14 protein-coding genes are annotated in these 14,256 nt (G+C 71.4%); 7 read left to right on the forward strand and 7 right to left on the reverse strand.

Going from position 1 to position 14,256, the window contains the following annotated elements; all coding sequences use genetic code 11:
- The first annotated feature begins 5 nt into the window (after window positions 1–5).
- On the forward strand, window positions 6–383 hold the full coding sequence (locus QO011_RS08475) for a thiol-disulfide oxidoreductase DCC family protein (protein WP_307270256.1): 378 nt from the start codon (window positions 6–8) through the stop codon (window positions 381–383).
- A gap of 34 nt (window positions 384–417) precedes the next feature.
- On the opposite strand, the gene topA is transcribed toward QO011_RS08475, so the two are convergent.
- The 5 genes from topA to QO011_RS08500 form a co-directional block, all read right to left on the reverse strand.
- Window positions 418–3,138: a type I DNA topoisomerase gene (gene topA, locus QO011_RS08480; RefSeq protein WP_307270258.1), complete on the reverse strand. Its 2,721-nt coding sequence runs from the start codon at window positions 3,136–3,138 to the stop codon at window positions 418–420.
- 237 nt (window positions 3,139–3,375) lie between these two features.
- Entirely contained in the window at window positions 3,376–4,533 is a 1,158-nt protein-coding gene (gene dprA, locus QO011_RS08485; RefSeq protein ID WP_307270262.1) for a DNA-processing protein DprA, read from the reverse strand.
- Window positions 4,530–5,147, reverse strand: a complete 618-nt coding sequence (plsY, locus tag QO011_RS08490) for a glycerol-3-phosphate 1-O-acyltransferase PlsY (RefSeq protein WP_307270265.1) — start codon at window positions 5,145–5,147, stop codon at window positions 4,530–4,532. Before plsY ends, dprA begins: the two co-directional genes overlap by 4 nt.
- A gap of 64 nt (window positions 5,148–5,211) precedes the next feature.
- Window positions 5,212–6,507, reverse strand: coding sequence for a dihydroorotase (locus tag QO011_RS08495; protein WP_307270267.1), 1,296 nt, complete (start codon window positions 6,505–6,507; stop codon window positions 5,212–5,214).
- A gap of 8 nt (window positions 6,508–6,515) precedes the next feature.
- Window positions 6,516–7,460 (reverse strand): aspartate carbamoyltransferase catalytic subunit, encoded by a 945-nt coding sequence (locus QO011_RS08500; RefSeq protein WP_307270270.1) that lies wholly within the window; start codon window positions 7,458–7,460, stop codon window positions 6,516–6,518.
- Between the two features lie 219 nt (window positions 7,461–7,679).
- On the opposite strand from QO011_RS08500, the gene QO011_RS08505 reads away from it, so the two are divergent.
- Window positions 7,680–8,057 (forward strand): hypothetical protein, encoded by a 378-nt coding sequence (locus tag QO011_RS08505; RefSeq protein ID WP_307270273.1) that lies wholly within the window; start codon window positions 7,680–7,682, stop codon window positions 8,055–8,057.
- Between the two features lie 14 nt (window positions 8,058–8,071).
- On the opposite strand, the gene ruvX is transcribed toward QO011_RS08505, so the two are convergent.
- A complete protein-coding gene (gene ruvX, locus QO011_RS08510; RefSeq protein WP_307270943.1) occupies window positions 8,072–8,479 on the reverse strand; it encodes a Holliday junction resolvase RuvX in 408 nt (135 codons plus the stop codon).
- A 131-nt stretch (window positions 8,480–8,610) separates the two neighbouring features.
- Between ruvX and QO011_RS08515 the strand changes: the two genes are divergently transcribed.
- The 4 genes from QO011_RS08515 (at window position 8,611) to QO011_RS08530 (ending at window position 11,569) form a co-directional block, all read left to right on the forward strand.
- Window positions 8,611–9,309 carry a metal-dependent hydrolase gene (locus QO011_RS08515; protein WP_307270275.1) on the forward strand — a complete coding sequence of 233 codons (699 nt, stop codon included), beginning with the start codon at window positions 8,611–8,613 and terminating at the stop codon, window positions 9,307–9,309.
- 94 nt (window positions 9,310–9,403) lie between these two features.
- The gene (gatC, locus tag QO011_RS08520) at window positions 9,404–9,691 is read left to right on the forward strand and encodes an Asp-tRNA(Asn)/Glu-tRNA(Gln) amidotransferase subunit GatC (protein WP_307270278.1); all 288 of its coding nucleotides are present in this window, start codon (window positions 9,404–9,406) and stop codon (window positions 9,689–9,691) included.
- Between the two features lie 49 nt (window positions 9,692–9,740).
- Window positions 9,741–11,267: an Asp-tRNA(Asn)/Glu-tRNA(Gln) amidotransferase subunit GatA gene (gatA, locus tag QO011_RS08525; RefSeq protein WP_307270281.1), complete on the forward strand. Its 1,527-nt coding sequence runs from the start codon at window positions 9,741–9,743 to the stop codon at window positions 11,265–11,267.
- A gap of 8 nt (window positions 11,268–11,275) precedes the next feature.
- Window positions 11,276–11,569 (forward strand): chorismate mutase, encoded by a 294-nt coding sequence (locus QO011_RS08530; RefSeq protein WP_307270284.1) that lies wholly within the window; start codon window positions 11,276–11,278, stop codon window positions 11,567–11,569.
- A gap of 33 nt (window positions 11,570–11,602) precedes the next feature.
- Here QO011_RS08530 and QO011_RS08535 read toward each other — a convergent pair whose 3' ends face one another.
- Window positions 11,603–12,409 carry a GntR family transcriptional regulator gene (locus QO011_RS08535; RefSeq protein ID WP_307270286.1) on the reverse strand — a complete coding sequence of 269 codons (807 nt, stop codon included), beginning with the start codon at window positions 12,407–12,409 and terminating at the stop codon, window positions 11,603–11,605.
- 312 nt (window positions 12,410–12,721) lie between these two features.
- On the opposite strand from QO011_RS08535, the gene QO011_RS08540 reads away from it, so the two are divergent.
- Window positions 12,722–14,245, forward strand: coding sequence for an aldehyde dehydrogenase family protein (locus QO011_RS08540; RefSeq protein ID WP_307270288.1), 1,524 nt, complete (start codon window positions 12,722–12,724; stop codon window positions 14,243–14,245).
- Window positions 14,246–14,256: the final 11 nt, after the last annotated feature.

Raw genomic sequence — 14,256 nt, forward strand, 5'->3', positions numbered from 1 at the left:
GTGCCATGGGGACCAAGCTCACGGTCTGGTACAACACGCGGTGCCCGGTTTGCGATGCCGGCATCGATCGCCAGCGCAACAAGCTGATCGCGGCAATCGAGGCCGGCGCCATCGAGTTCCGCGACATCAACCTGGAGCCGGAGGCGCTGGCCGCCCATGGCGCCGCGCTCGACGACGTGCGTCGCCGCCTGCATGCCGTGGACGAAGCGGGGCGCCTCCTCACTGGTGCCGACGTGGCGGTCGCCATCTGGCGGCGCACCCCGGGCGAGGCCTGGCTGGCCACGCTGGTCGGCGCGCCCGGCCTAATCCAGGTGGCGCGCCTCGGCTATGATCGCTTCGCAGATATGTTGTTCGCCTGGAACAAGCGCAAGGGGCGCTGGTGAGGCGCACGTGGGGCCCGGCGCCGTGGCGGCCGGATCAGCTGCGCTTGCGGGCCGGGGCGTCGGGCTCGAACGGCACCTCGTCGCTGTCGGCGATGGTTTTGGCGCGGCTCCCGGCCGGCGCCTTGCCCTTGCCCTTGGCCTTGCCGGCCGGGGCCTTGGCAGGTGCCGCCTTGGCAGGCGCCTTGCCGGCGCGCGCCGGCGCCTTCCTGCCGCCCTTGGCCGGCGTGGCGCCGCCCTTGGCGGCGATCAGCTCCACCGCCTGGTCGAGCGTCACGCTCTCCAGCGCCATGCCCTTGGGCAGGGTGGCGTTCACCTTGCCGTGGTTGACATAGGGGCCGTAGCGGCCGGGCCGGGCCACCACGGGGCCGCCCAGGGCGGGATGGTCGCCGAGCGCGCGTCCCTCCGGCGCGGCGCGGCCGAACCGCCCCTTGCCGCCGCTCTCCTTGGTGACGATCAGGTCGATGGCGCGGTTGGCGCCGATCGCCAGCACGTCGTCGTCCTTCTCCAGGTTGGCGTAGGTCTTGTCGTGCTGGACATAGGGGCCGAAGCGGCCGATGCCGACCAGGATCGGCTTGCCGCTCTCCGGATGGGTCGCCACCTCCTTGGGCAGGGCGAGCAGGGCCAGGGCCCGTTCGAGGTCGACATTCGCCGCGGTCATGCCCTTGGGCAGGCTGGAGCGCTTGGGTTTCTCGCCCTCGCCGAGCTGGATATAGGGCCCGAACCGCCCGTCGCGCAGCGTGACCTCCTGGCCCGTCGCCGGGTCGGTGCCGAGGTTGCGCCTGCCCGGCTCCGCCCCGTTGCCGCCTTCGCCCTCCGTCTGTTCGCCCGAGGGGGCGGCGAGCTGGCGGGTATAGCGGCATTCGGGATAGTTCGAGCAGCCGATGAAGGCGCCGTACTTGCCGAGCTTCAACGACAGCGTGCCGGTGCCGCAGGTCGGGCAGGCCCGAGGGTTCGAGCCGTCGCCCTTATCCGGAAAGATGTGCGGGCCGAGCAGCGTGCTCAGCGCCTCCAGAACCTGCGCGGTGCGCAGGTCCTTGGTGCCTTCGAGGGCGGCCGAAAAATCCTTCCAGAAGTCGCGGAGGACCTCCTTCCAGTCGAGCTCGTGGTTGGAGATGCGGTCGAGCTGCTCCTCCAGCCCGGCCGTGAAGTCGTACTCGACATAGCGGGCAAAGAAGCTCTCGAGGAAGGCGATGACCAGGCGGCCCTTGTCCTCCGCCTTCAGCCGCTTCTTGTCGAGCGAGACATATTCGCGGTTGCGCAGCACGGCCAGCGTCGCGGCATAGGTCGAGGGACGGCCGATGCCGAGCTCCTCCATGCGCTTGACGAAGGAGGTCTCGGTGTAGCGCGGCGGCGGCTCGGTGAAATGCTGGGTGGCGGCGATCGCCTTCTTCTCCAGCGTCTCGCCCCGGCTCATCGCCGGCAGGCGCCGGCCGTCGTCGTCCTCGGCGTCGTCGTCGCGGTCCTCGTTGTAGAGGGCGAGGAAGCCGTCGAACTTCACCACCTGGCCGGTGGCGCGCAGCTCGAGCTTGCGTCCGCCGGCCTCGGCCAGGACGTCGACGGTGGTGCGCTCGAGCTCGGCGCTCTCCATCTGGCTGGCGATGGTCCGCTTCCAGATCAGCTCGTAGAGCCGGGCCTGGTCGGCGTCGAGATGCCGCGTCACGTCCTTGGGCAGGCGGAACGGGTCGGTCGGCCGGATCGCCTCGTGCGCTTCCTGGGCGTTCTTGGCCTTGACCGTGTATTTGCGCGGCGCCTTGGGCAGATAGCGCTCGCTGTAGGCGCTGCCGATCAGCCGTCGCACCGCGGCGATCGATTCCGGCGCCATGTCGACGCCGTCGGTGCGCATATAGGTGATCAGGCCGACGGTCTCGCCGCCGCCGAGCCGCACGCCTTCGTAGAGCTTCTGGGCGACCTGCATGGTGCGGTCCGGCGAGAAGCCGAGCTTGCGGCCGGCCTCCTGCTGCAGCGTCGAGGTGGTGAAGGGCGCGAAGGGGTGGCGCTTGGCGGGCTTGGCCTCGACCTCGGCGACGGTGAAGCGGCCCCGCTCCAGGGCCTCGCGGAAGGCCTCTGCCTCGGCCTTCGTGCCGACGTCGAGGCGCTGGATCTTCTTGCCGTCGGCCCCGACCAGCCGGGCCTCGAACTGCTCGCCGCGCGGAGTGGCGAGGGTGGCGACGAGCGACCAGTATTCGCGCGCCACGAAGCGCTCGATCTCCGCCTCGCGGTCGCAGACGAAGCGTAGCGCCACCGACTGGACCCGCCCGGCCGAGCGGGCGCCGGGGAGCTTGCGCCACAGCACCGGCGAGAGGCGGAAGCCGACGAGATAGTCCAGCGCCCGGCGGGCGAGATAGGCATCGACCAGCGCCTCGTCGATGGCGCGCGGCTGCTTCATCGCCGTCTGTACCGCGTCCTTGGTGATGGCGTTGAAGGTGACGCGCTCGACCCGCACGTCCTTGAGCACGCGCTTGCTCTTGAGGATCTCCAGGACGTGCCAGGAGATCGCCTCGCCCTCGCGGTCGGGGTCGGTGGCCAGGATCAGCCGGTCCGTGTCCTTGACCAGCTTGGCGATGTCGCCGACGCGCTTGGTGGCCTTGCCGTCCACCTCCCACAGCATGGCGAAATCGGCATCGGGATCCACGGACCCGTCCTTGGCCGGCAGGTCGCGCACGTGGCCATAGGAAGCGACGACCCGATAGTCCGAGCCGAGATATTTGTTGATAGCCTCGACCTTGCCGGGAGACTCAACGATGACGACGGGCATGAATGACTTCAACAGGGTTGGAAGGGGCGGGCGCCGCTTCGGGAACGCCGGGTGCCGGGGCTGGTTCCGACCGACGGACCCGGCAGGACCGGGCGGCGAACGGTCGCCGGGGCCAGGTCAGCCGAGCCTCGGACGAACCCGGCCGGGCGGTGCTTGGAGCGGAACATGGTGAAAAGGGTGGGGTAAGTCAAATGCCACCCCGACGGCGGCGATCGGCATGGGCCTCCTTTCCGGCCGTCAGCGCAGGGAGATCCGGTTGCCGCCATGCCGCTCGATCCGCCCTTCGAGGTCGAGCTCGACCAGCGCGAGCTGGACCTCGCGCAGGGCGAGCCGCGAGGCGCGCGCCAGGTCGTCGATCGACACGGGCGAGGGCCCGAGCAGCGCCAGCAGCGTCTCGCGGCCGGAGGCGACGGCCGGCGCGGCCTCGAGCGGCAGGGCCGGCTCGTTCTCCCAGTCGGCGGCCTCCGCGTCCGCCTCGACGGCAGCGCCCGGATGGCCCGGCATCGGCGCCGGCGGCCCCGCGGCGACGAGCGGCCGGAGCGCCTCCAGCACGTCGGCAACGCCGGTGATCAGGGTGGCGCCCTGGCGGATCAGCTGGTTGGTGCCCTCGGCGCGCGGATCGAGGGGCGAGCCCGGCACGGCGAAGACCTCGCGCCCCTGCTCGTTGGCGAGGCGCGCCGTGATGAGCGAGCCGGAGCGCAGCGCCGCCTCGACCACGACGACGCCGTAGGCCAGGCCCGAGACGATGCGGTTGCGGCGTGGGAAGTCGCGGGCGGTGGCCTCGTGGCCCAGCGGCCGCTCCGAGACGAGGCAGCCGGTCTCGGCGATGCGCGCCGCCAGCTCCCCGTGCTCGCGCGGATAGATGCGGTCGAGGCCGCCGGCCAGCGCGGCCACGGTGCCGCCGTCGAGGGCGGCGGCGTGAGCCGCGGCGTCGATGCCCCGGGCGAGGCCCGAGACCACGACGAAGCCCGCCTCGCCGAGGCCGTGCGCCAGGGTGGCGGCGAAGCGCCGGCCGAGGGCGGAGGCGTTGCGCGAGCCGACGACGGCGACCATAGGTCGCATGAGCGCGGCCGTGTCGCCGCGGACCGCCAGCAGGGGCGGCGCGCCGTCGACCGCCTGCAGGGCGGGCGGATAATCGGGCTCGCCGAGCGCGACGAAGCGGGCGCCGAGGCGGGCCATCGCCTCCATCTCGCGCAGAGCCTCCGTCTCCGAGGCGATGCGGGCCGGGCGGCCGGCGAGGCGCGGCAGGGCCTCCAGCGCGGCGCGGGCGCTGCCGAACCGTTGCATCAGGCCCTTGAAGGTCGGCGGCCCGATCGATTCGCTGCGGATCAGGCGCAGCCAGTCGAGGCGCTGCTGCTCGGTCAGCGCGGGGCGTGGCGCGCCGTCCTGCGTCATGCCTTGTGCCCGATGCGGCTCTCGCGGCCGGCGATGAGGCGACCGATATTGGCCCGGTGCATGATCCACAGGATCAGGGTGAGCACGGCGAAGAGCGCGGCTTCGCGCTGGCGGTCGAGCAGCACGAGCACGATCGGGCTGACGAGGCTCGCCACCAGGGCCGAGAGCGAGGAGAATCGGGTGGTGACGGCGACGGCGACCCAGACCGCGGCGAACACCAGCGCCACGGGCCAGGCCGAGGCCGCCAGCAGGCCGAGATAGGTGGCCACGCCCTTGCCGCCACGGAAGCGCAGCCAGATTGGGAAGATATGGCCGATGAAGGCGGCGAAGCCGGCGACCAGCGCCGCCTCCGGCCCCCAGAAGGCGCGGGCGAGGAGCAAGGCGACCGCGCCCTTGGCGGCATCGAGCAGGAGCGTCGCCGCGGCGAGATCCTTGCGGCCGGTGCGCAGCACGTTGGTGGTGCCGATATTGCCCGAGCCGATCTGCCGGATGTCGCCGAGGCCGGCGAGCCGGGTGACGATCAGGCCGAAGGGGATCGAGCCGAGGAGATAGCCGAGCGCGGCGGCGAGCAGCAGCGCCAGGGGAGAGGCGAGGGAGGCGGGAGTGTCGGGCATGACCGGTGAGACTCGATGCGCCTTGCGACGCGCGATCGAAGCATCCCCACCCGGCCGTCCGCGGTCAAGCGAGGGTGTGCACGACGCGCCCCGCCACCAGCGTCCTGGCCACCACGCCCTGCAGGCGTGCACCGTCGAAGGGCGTGTTCTTGCAGCGCGACTTCAGCGTGGCGGGGTCGAGCACGAAGGGCTCGTCGGGATCGAACAGGATGAGGTCGGCCGGCGCGCCGGGCGCCAGGCGCCCCGTCGGCAGGCCGAGAATCCGCGCCGGCTGCGCGCAGAGGGCACGCATCAGCGCCGGCAGGGACAGCGAGCCGTCGTGGACGAGGCGCAGGCCCGCCGCCAGCATGGTCTCCAGGCCGATGGCGCCGTCGGCGCTCTCGGCAAAGGGCTGGCGCTTGGTTTCCACGTCCTGCGGGTTGTGATCGGAGACGATGGTGTCGACCAGGCCCTGCTTCACCGCCTCGACCAGGGCGAGGCGGTCGTCCTCGTGGCGCAGCGGCGGCGACACCTTGCAGAAGGTGCGGAAGGCGCCGATGTCGTTCTCGTTGAGGGTGAGGTGGTTGATCGTGGTGGAGGCGGTGACCGGCAGGCCGTCCGCCTTGGCCCGGCGCAGGATCTCCAGCGAGGCGCGGCAGGTGACGGCGGCGGCGTGATAGCGCGCGCCGGTGAGGGCGACGAGGCGCATGTCGCGCTCCAGCATGATCGCCTCGGCGGCGGCGGGGATGCCGGGCAGGCCGAGGCGGCTGGCGAACTCGCCCTCGTTCATCACGCCGTCGGCGGAGAGGTCGGGGTCCTGGGTGTGGTGCACGATCAGGGCGTCGAAGTCGCGCGCATAGGTCAGCGCCCGGCGGAAGACGCGGGCATTGGCGATGCTGCGGGGGCCGTCGGTGAAGGCGATGGCGCCGGCCTCGCGCAGGAGGCCGAACTCGGTCATCTCGCGGCCGGCGAGGCCCTTGGTAATGGCGGCCATGGCGTGGATGCGTACGCTTGCCGTGTCGCGCGCCCGGCGCAGCACGAAGTCGACCACGGCGGGGTCGTCGATCGGCGGCACGGTGTCGGGCACGCACACGACCGTGGTGACGCCGCCGGCGGCCGCTGCCTGCGAGGCGGTCGCCAGCGTCTCGCGGTGCTCGGCGCCAGGCTCGCCGGTCACGGCGCGCATGTCGATGAGGCCGGGCGCCAGCACGGCGCCGGCGCAGTCGACGATCTCGGCGCCCTCAGGGGCGCCGATGGCGCCGATGTCGGCGATCAGCCCGTCCCGGACGAGGACGGCGCCGCGGGTCTCGCGCCCCGCCTCCGGGTCGACCAGGCGGGCGTTGGCGAGGAGCAGGGGGCGCCCGCTCGGTTCGTGCGGCATGGCGCTCCTCACGTGTTCGGCAGGTTGCGGGCCAGCGCTTCCAGCACCGCCATGCGCACCGCCACGCCGGTCTCGACCTGCTCGCGGATCAGGGACTGAGCGCCGTCCGCCACCGCCGTGTCGATCTCGACGCCGCGGTTCATCGGCCCGGGATGCATCACCAGGGCGTCGGGCCGGGCCTCGGCGAGCTTGTCGGCGTCCAGGCCGAAATAGTGGAAATATTCCCGGGTGGACGGGATGAAGGCGCCGGTCATGCGCTCGCGCTGCAGGCGCAGCATCATGACGATGTCGGCGTCCTTCAGGCCCTGGCGCATGTCGCGGCAGACCTCGACGCCGAAGCGCTCGATGCCGGCCGGCAGCAGGGTGGAGGGCGCGACGAGGCGCACGCGCGCGCCGAGCGCGCTGAGAAGAATGATGTTCGAGCGCGCCACTCGCGAATGCAGGATGTCGCCGCAGATGGCGACGACGAGGCCGGCGATCCGCCCCTTGTTGCGGCGGATGGTCAGGGCGTCGAGCAGGGCCTGGGTGGGGTGCTCGTGCGCGCCGTCGCCGGCATTGACCACGGCGCAGTCGACCTTGCGCGCCAGCAGGTGCACCGCGCCGGCCTGGCTGTGGCGCACCACGATCACGTCCGGACGCATGGCGTTGAGGGTGATCGCCGTGTCGATCAGCGTCTCGCCCTTCTTCACCGACGAGGAGGCGACCGACATGTTCATCACGTCGGCCCCGAGGCGCTTGCCCGCCAGCTCGAACGAGGACTGCGTGCGCGTCGAGGGCTCGAAGAACAAGTTGATCTGGGTGCGCCCGCGCAGGGCCGAGGATTTTTTCTCGACCTGGCGGTTGAAGGCGATATGGGCGTCGGCCTCGTCGAGCAGGGCGACGATGTCGCTCTCCACGAGGCCTTCGATGCCCAGGAGGTGGCGGTGCGGATAGGTCGGGCGCTGCGATGTCATCGAAAGCCAGCTTCTTAGGTCGGCGGGGGAGGGCCGGCAAGGCCCGTTCGCGGGGCGAGCCGCTTTTCCACCGCTTCCGCCACGACGCAGCCTTTGGCGCGGCGCGCCGATTTGCGCTATTGTCGCTGCCGGCACGTGGGCGGCGACCCGTGCCTGAGGCCGGAATCGGTGCTGGGCATCGCCAGCACGGGACATCGTACCAACTTCCGGAGTTCAACGATGAAACAGATCCACAAGGCCTCGCTCGCCCTCGTGCTGGGCGCGATGGCGGTCGTCCTCGTCGTGCCCGAGGCGCAGGCGCGCATGCTGCGCCCGCCGCACGGCCAGCACCAGGCGGCCTGGCACGGCCATCATCACGGCCGGCATTTCCCCGCCGGCGGCTGGGGCTGGCCGGACGATGCCGACGGGGTGGCGGTCGTCGACGGCACCGCCTATGGCGGCTATCCCGACCCGGCGCAGACGCTCGCCCTCGACCGCGAGCCGAGCTTCGGCGGCTGGGTCTATCGGGCCGGGCGCGCGGCGGACGGCAGCGTCTATGCCAATTCCTACCGCTCCTACCAGCCCTATGCGCCGCCGGTGATCATCCGCGTCCGTTGAGCGGGCCGGCGCGCTCAGCCGTAGCCGAGCCGGTCGAGCGCGCCCTGCAGGATGAAGGCGGCGGCCATCTTGTCGACGACCTCGGCCCTTCGCCGGCGCGAGGCGTCGGCCTCGATCAGGGTGCGGGTCACGGCCGCCGTCGACATCCGCTCGTCCCAGAGCGCGATCGGGATGTCGGTGAGCTTCCCGAGGTTGCGTGCGAAGCTCTCGCTCGCCTGGGCGCGCGGGCCCTTGCTGCCGTCGAGGTTGAGAGGGTGGCCGAGCACGAAGCCGCCGATGCCGTGCTGGCGGGCGACGGCGCGCAACGCCTCGGCGTCGGCGCCGAACTTGGTGCGCCGGATCGTCTCCAGCGGGCTGGCGATGGTCAGCGACACGTCGGAGAGGGCGAGGCCGATGGTCTTGGTGCCGAGGTCGATGCCCATCAGCCGCTCGCCGTCGGTCAGCTGCCCGGCGAGGTCGAAGAGGTCGAGGATCACGGCAATGTTCTCTCAAACGGCTTGAGGTGCTTGCAGGCGACGCTACAACAGGCCCCTCTCATCAGGGAATTTCGATCATGCGCATCACCTGGCTCGGGCACTCGGCCTTTCGCGTGGAGTTCGACGGCCACGCCCTTCTCATCGATCCCTTCCTGACCGGCAACCCCGGCTTCAACGGCGACCACGCTGCGGTCACGGCCGGCATCAGCCATATCCTCATCACCCACGGCCATGGCGACCATGTCGGCGACACCATCGCCATCGCCAAGGAGACCGGCGCCACGGTCGTCACCAATTACGAGCTGTGCATGTGGCTGGCGAGCCAGGGCGTCGCCAAGGTCGACCCGATGAACACCGGCGGCACAACCGACCAGGGCGGGTTCACCGTGACGCTGGTCCGGGCCGACCATTCCGCCGGCATGGGCGAAGCCGGCGTCGCCGTGCCGCTGGGCTTTCCCAACGGCCTGATCGTCAAGGCCAAGGGCCAGCCGACGCTCTATCATTTCGGCGACACCGACATCTTCTCCGACATGGGGCTGATCGCCGAGCTGCACCAGCCCAGGATCGGCCTGGTGCCGATCGGCGACCGCTTCACCATGGGCGCGGAGGTGGCGGCGCTGGCGGTGAAGCGCTATTTCGACTTCGACGCGGTCCTGCCCTGCCACTACGCCTCCTTCCCGCCGCTGGCGGCGAACGCCGACGCCTTCGTGACGGCGATGCAGGGCCACAAGACCAGGGTCCATACCCCGAAGAGCGGGGAAGCGGTCGAGCTGTGATCCGGGGACGGGGGCGGCCCGCGCTGGTTGCGTTGCGAAAGACCCGCGTGATAGACCGCGCCCGATCCGATCGCGCGCCAATCCAGGGGTTTCCATGTCTGTCGACGCCAAGACGGTGAGGCGAATCGCGCATCTCGCGCGCATCGCCGTCGCCGAGGAGGACGTGCCGCACCTCCAGGGCGAGCTCAACGCCATCCTCGACTTCGTCGCCCAGCTCGACGAGGTCGACGTGTCCGGCGTCGAGCCGATGACCTCGGTGACGCCGATGGCGATGAAGAAGCGCCGGGACGTGGTCACCGACGGCGAGATCGCCGAAAAGATCGTCGCGAACGCGCCGGCGAGCGAGGACGACTATTTCCTCGTTCCCAAGGTGGTGGAATAGCCACGCCCTTGCCCGCCGACCGTTCCAACGCCCATCCCGGATTGCCATCGTGACCGATATCACCGACCTTTCCCTTGCCGAGATCCGCGACGGGCTGAAGGCCCGCCGCTTCTCGTCGGTCGAAGCGACGCGCGCCTATCTCACGGCGATGGAGCGCGCCCGCGGCCTCAACGCCTATGTCCTGGAGACGCCGGACAAGGCGCTCGCCATGGCGGCGGCGGCGGATGCGCGCCTGGCCGGGCCGGAGGCCGGGCCGCTCGAAGGCGTGCCGCTCGGCATCAAGGACCTGTTCGCCACCGAGGGCGTGCGCACCACCGCCGGCTCGCGGATCCTGGGCGACTTCAAGCCGCCTTACGAATCCACCGTCACCAGCCAGCTCTGGCGCGACGGGGCCGTCATGCTCGGCAAGATCAACAATGACGAGTTCGCCATGGGCTCGTCCAACGAGACCTCGGCCTTCGGGCCCGTGGTCTCGCCCTGGCTGCCGCCGAACTGGGACGGGCCGCAGGCGCGCCAGAAGCTCGCCAATGGCGAGACCAGGGGCTTCCTCGTGCCGGGTGGCTCCTCCGGCGGCTCGGCCGCCGCGGTCGCGGCGGGCCTGTGCGCCGGCGCCACCGGCACCGACACCGGCGGCTCGATCCGCCAGCCCGCGGCCTTCACCGGCATTACCGGCATCAAGCCGACCTATGGCCGCTGCTCGCGCTGGGGCATCGTCGCCTTCGCCTCTTCGCTCGACCAGGCTGGCCCCTTCGCCCGCACGGTGAAGGATTGCGCCGTCCTGCTGAAATCCATGGCCGGGCACGACCCGAAGGACACGACCTCGGTCGACCGGCCGGTGCCGGACTACGAGGCGGCCGTCGGCCGGCCGGTGAAGGGCATGGTGATCGGCATTCCGCGCGAATATCGCATCGACGGCATGCCGGCCGAGATCGAGGCCTTGTGGCAGCAGGGGATCGACTGGCTCAAGGCCGCCGGCGCGACGATCAAGGACATCTCGCTGCCGCATACCAAATATGCCCTGCCGGCCTATTACATCGTCGCCCCGGCGGAGGCCTCCTCCAACCTCGCGCGCTATGACGGCGTGCGCTACGGCATCCGGGAACCCGGCCGGGACATCGTCGAGATGTACGAGAACACCCGCGCCGCCGGCTTCGGCGCCGAGGTGAAGCGCCGCGTCATGATCGGCACCTATGTGCTGTCGGCCGGCTATTACGATGCCTACTATGTCCGCGCCCAGAAGATCCGCACGCTGATCAAGCGCGATTTCGAAGAGGCCTATGCCGCCGGCGTCGACGCCATCCTGACGCCGGCGACGCCGTCCGCCGCCTTCGGCATCGGCGAGAAGGCCGGCGACGATCCGGTCGAGATGTATCTCAACGACGTCTTCACCGTGACGGTGAACATGGCCGGCCTGCCCGGCATCGCCGTGCCCGCCGGCCTGTCCGCCGAAGGCCTGCCGCTCGGGCTGCAGCTGATCGGCCGGGCCTTCGACGAGGAGACGCTGTTCACGCTCGGCGCCGTCATCGAGGATGCGGCGGGTCCGCGGCCGCGGCCGCAGGCCTGGTGGGCAGAATAGGAGCCGGCATGAGCAGAGACAGCCTGCGGCGGGAGGGGCTCGAGGACCTGCGCCGCGAGATCGACCGGATCGACAGCGGCCTGATCGCCCTGCTGGCCGAGCGCATGGGCGTCGTCGAGCGCGTCATCGCCGTGAAGACCCGCGACAACCTGCCGGCGATCATCCCCGAGCGCATCGAGGACGTGGTGGCGCATGTGCGCACCGAGGCGGCCGCGCAGGGGCTCGAGCCCGAGCTCGCCGAGACCGTGTGGCGCAACCTGATCGACTGGGTCTGCCGCTACGAGGCCCGGCACCTCGGCTGAGCTCCGGCGGTCGCTCCTTGCCGCCAGGCGCCGTCAGCCGGTGGTGGCGGCGCGATGCTCGAGGATGTGGAGCACGTCGCTCAGGGTGTCGCCGAGCAGGTTGACGTGCGCGGCCATGAGCGCGCCGGCGGCGGTGCCGTCGCCGCGGAAGATGGCCGCCATGATCGCCTCGTGCTCGGGGATCGAGGACGCCATCCGGCCCGGCCGGAACGTGGCGTAGTAGCGGTACGGCGCGACCAGCAGGCGGGCGCTGCGCAGCTGATCCTGGAGGATGCGGTTGTGGCAGGCTTCGATGATCGCGCTGTGGAATTCGGTGTTGGCGCGGAAGAAGCTGTCTTCGTCGCCGGCGGCGTCGAACTCGGCGCAGCGCAGATGCCAGGCCTCGACGACCTTGCGTTCCTCCGGCCGGATCCGGCGCGCCGCGAGCCGGGCCGCCATGGCTTCCAGCTCGGCGACCACGAAGAAGGCGTCGAGCAGGTCGCTGACCTGCAGCCGGACGATCTGGGCGCCCTGGCGGGCGCGCAGCGCCACGAGGCCGCTCGCCGACAGGCGGTGCAGGGCCTCGCGGACCGGCGTCCTTGAAACGCCGAACTTTTCGGCCAGCGCCCGCTCGTCGAGCTTGGTTCCGGGCGGAAGCCGGCCGTTGAGGATCTCGTTCTCCAGCTGCAGGACGATGTCGCCGGCGTGACCGGACGGCGCCGCCCGCGCCCGTTGCCCCCGCGGCGTGGCGTCGACCGCGGCGAGGCCCGCGCCGCGGGGGCGGCCGGCCTTGCGCGGAGGCCGGTTGCCCGTGTCCGCCGTCTCGCGCTGAGCCTGATCGCCCGTCTCGGCATTGGTCATTCAACAAGCCCTGTCCTGCCGGCGTGATCGCCGCGCGGCGCGCCGAGCCCTCGACGAGCGCCGTCACGCCGAAGGGGCGTTACAACGCCCGCACCCGATCCGCAATCGCCGCCGAGCCGCCGGGAGTGCCACAGATACGTTCCGGGTCGACATGATCGGCTGAGTTGCGGATATTTCCATGCGCAATTGGTGTACAAAATATCCTCTTCTTGTGCACCAAATTTATGCGTCTGGCATATTGACGTCCCGATGCGACGTTGTAGCGTCACGTTGCGATCGCGCCACATGGTGGTTGCGACGAGGGGATCAGCCATGGACGGCCCGGGACCTGTCGAGACGAGTGGTAGGCCGGCCTGGAGCGGGGATGGCCTGCACTACGGCGGCGCGTGGCGGAGCGCGTCGGGACGGCAGCGCCTGCCCGTCCGCAGCCCCGCCACCGGCGACGTGCTGGGCAGCGTGCCGATCGCCGACGCGGCGGATGTCACGGCCGCCGTGGCGGCGGCGCAGGAGGCGGCGGCGCCGTGGGCGCGCGTCGATCCGCTCGACCGGGGCCGCCACCTGCGCAACCTCGGCGACCTCCTGCGCGCACGGATGCCCGAGCTCGCGGCGATGGAATCGGCGATCACCGGCCGTCCGATCCGCGAGATGCGCGCGCAGATGAGCCGCATCCCGGAATGGCTCGATTATTTCGGCGGCATCGCGGCGGGGCTGGAGGGGGAGGCCAACCGCGTGCGCGGGGGCTATCTCACCTACACCGCCTACGAGCCCTATGGCGTGTGCGCGCTGCTCACGCCGTGGAATCATCCGATCCTGATCCTGGTCAAGAAGCTCGCTGCAGCCGTGGCTGCCGGCAACACCGTGGTGGTGAAGCCTTCGGAGCTCGCGCCCGGGACGCCGCTGATGCTGGCGCACTGGGCGGCCGAGGCCGGGCTGCCGGCGGGCGTCGTCAACGTCGTCACGGGCGAGGCGGAGACCGGTGCCCTGCTGTGCGCCGCGCAGGCGGTCCAGCACATCGATCTCACCGGCGGCACCGAGACGGGGCGGCGGGTTGCCGCCGCCGCGGGCGCGCGCCTCGTGCCCTGCACGCTGGAGCTCGGCGGCAAGACGCCCGTCCTGGTGTTCGAGGACGCCGCGGTGGAGGAGGCGGCGGCCGCCGCGGCCTTCTCCGCCTTCGTGGCCGCGGGGCAGACCTGCGTCTCGGCCAGCCGCTTCATCGTCGCGCGGCCGCTCTACGAGGCGTTCCTGGCGGCCTTCGGCCGGCGGGCGCGGGCCCTGAGGCTCGGGGATCCCTCCGATCCCGCCACCGACATGGGACCGGTGATCGCGCGGGCATCGCGGGAGCGCTGCCTCGCCCATGTCCGCCGGGCGGTGGAGGCGGGCGCCAGGCTGGTCTGCGGCGGCGGACGGCCGGATCTGCCCGCGCCGTTCGACGCCGGCCATTTCATCGAGCCCACCGTCCTCGCCGACGTGACGTGCGACATGCCCGTGTTCCGGGAGGAGCTGTTCGGGCCGGTCGCCGCCGTGCTCCCGTTCGACGGCGAGGAGGAGGCGCTGCGGCTCGCCAACGACACGCCCTTCGCGCTGGGCGCAGCCGTGTGGACGTCCGACGTCGCCCGGGCGCACCGCGTCGCCGGCGCGGTGCGCGCCGGCATGGTCTGGGTCAACGACCACCACAAGAACGATCCGCGATCGATCTGGGGCGGGTTCGGCGACAGCGGCTACGGCAAGGAGAACGGATGGGACGCGCTGAGGGGCTACCAGCGCAAGCGCAGCGTCGTGGTGCGCACGGCTCCCGCGTTCGACGACTGGTTCGCAGGTGGGAAACGCTACGGATGACACGGACGCTG

The sequence above is a fragment of the Labrys wisconsinensis genome (assembly GCF_030814995.1).
Classification (GTDB): Bacteria; Pseudomonadota; Alphaproteobacteria; order Rhizobiales; family Labraceae; genus Labrys; species Labrys wisconsinensis.

Excerpts from the sequence above, each read along its gene's own strand:
- QO011_RS08475 (WP_307270256.1), top strand. The coding sequence starts at position 6 with ATGGGGACCAAGCTCACGGTCTGGTACAACACGCGGTGCCCGGTTTGC.
- topA (WP_307270258.1), bottom strand. The coding sequence starts at position 3,138 with ATGCCCGTCGTCATCGTTGAGTCTCCCGGCAAGGTCGAGGCTATCAAC.
- dprA (WP_307270262.1), bottom strand. The coding sequence starts at position 4,533 with ATGACGCAGGACGGCGCGCCACGCCCCGCGCTGACCGAGCAGCAGCGC.
- plsY (WP_307270265.1), bottom strand. The coding sequence starts at position 5,147 with ATGCCCGACACTCCCGCCTCCCTCGCCTCTCCCCTGGCGCTGCTGCTC.
- QO011_RS08495 (WP_307270267.1), bottom strand. The coding sequence starts at position 6,507 with ATGCCGCACGAACCGAGCGGGCGCCCCCTGCTCCTCGCCAACGCCCGC.
- QO011_RS08500 (WP_307270270.1), bottom strand. The coding sequence starts at position 7,460 with ATGACATCGCAGCGCCCGACCTATCCGCACCGCCACCTCCTGGGCATC.
- QO011_RS08505 (WP_307270273.1), top strand. The coding sequence starts at position 7,680 with ATGAAACAGATCCACAAGGCCTCGCTCGCCCTCGTGCTGGGCGCGATG.
- ruvX (WP_307270943.1), bottom strand. The coding sequence starts at position 8,479 with ATGGGCATCGACCTCGGCACCAAGACCATCGGCCTCGCCCTCTCCGAC.
- QO011_RS08515 (WP_307270275.1), top strand. The coding sequence starts at position 8,611 with ATGCGCATCACCTGGCTCGGGCACTCGGCCTTTCGCGTGGAGTTCGAC.
- gatC (WP_307270278.1), top strand. The coding sequence starts at position 9,404 with ATGTCTGTCGACGCCAAGACGGTGAGGCGAATCGCGCATCTCGCGCGC.
- QO011_RS08530 (WP_307270284.1), top strand. The coding sequence starts at position 11,276 with ATGAGCAGAGACAGCCTGCGGCGGGAGGGGCTCGAGGACCTGCGCCGC.
- QO011_RS08535 (WP_307270286.1), bottom strand. The coding sequence starts at position 12,409 with ATGACCAATGCCGAGACGGGCGATCAGGCTCAGCGCGAGACGGCGGAC.
- QO011_RS08540 (WP_307270288.1), top strand. The coding sequence starts at position 12,722 with ATGGACGGCCCGGGACCTGTCGAGACGAGTGGTAGGCCGGCCTGGAGC.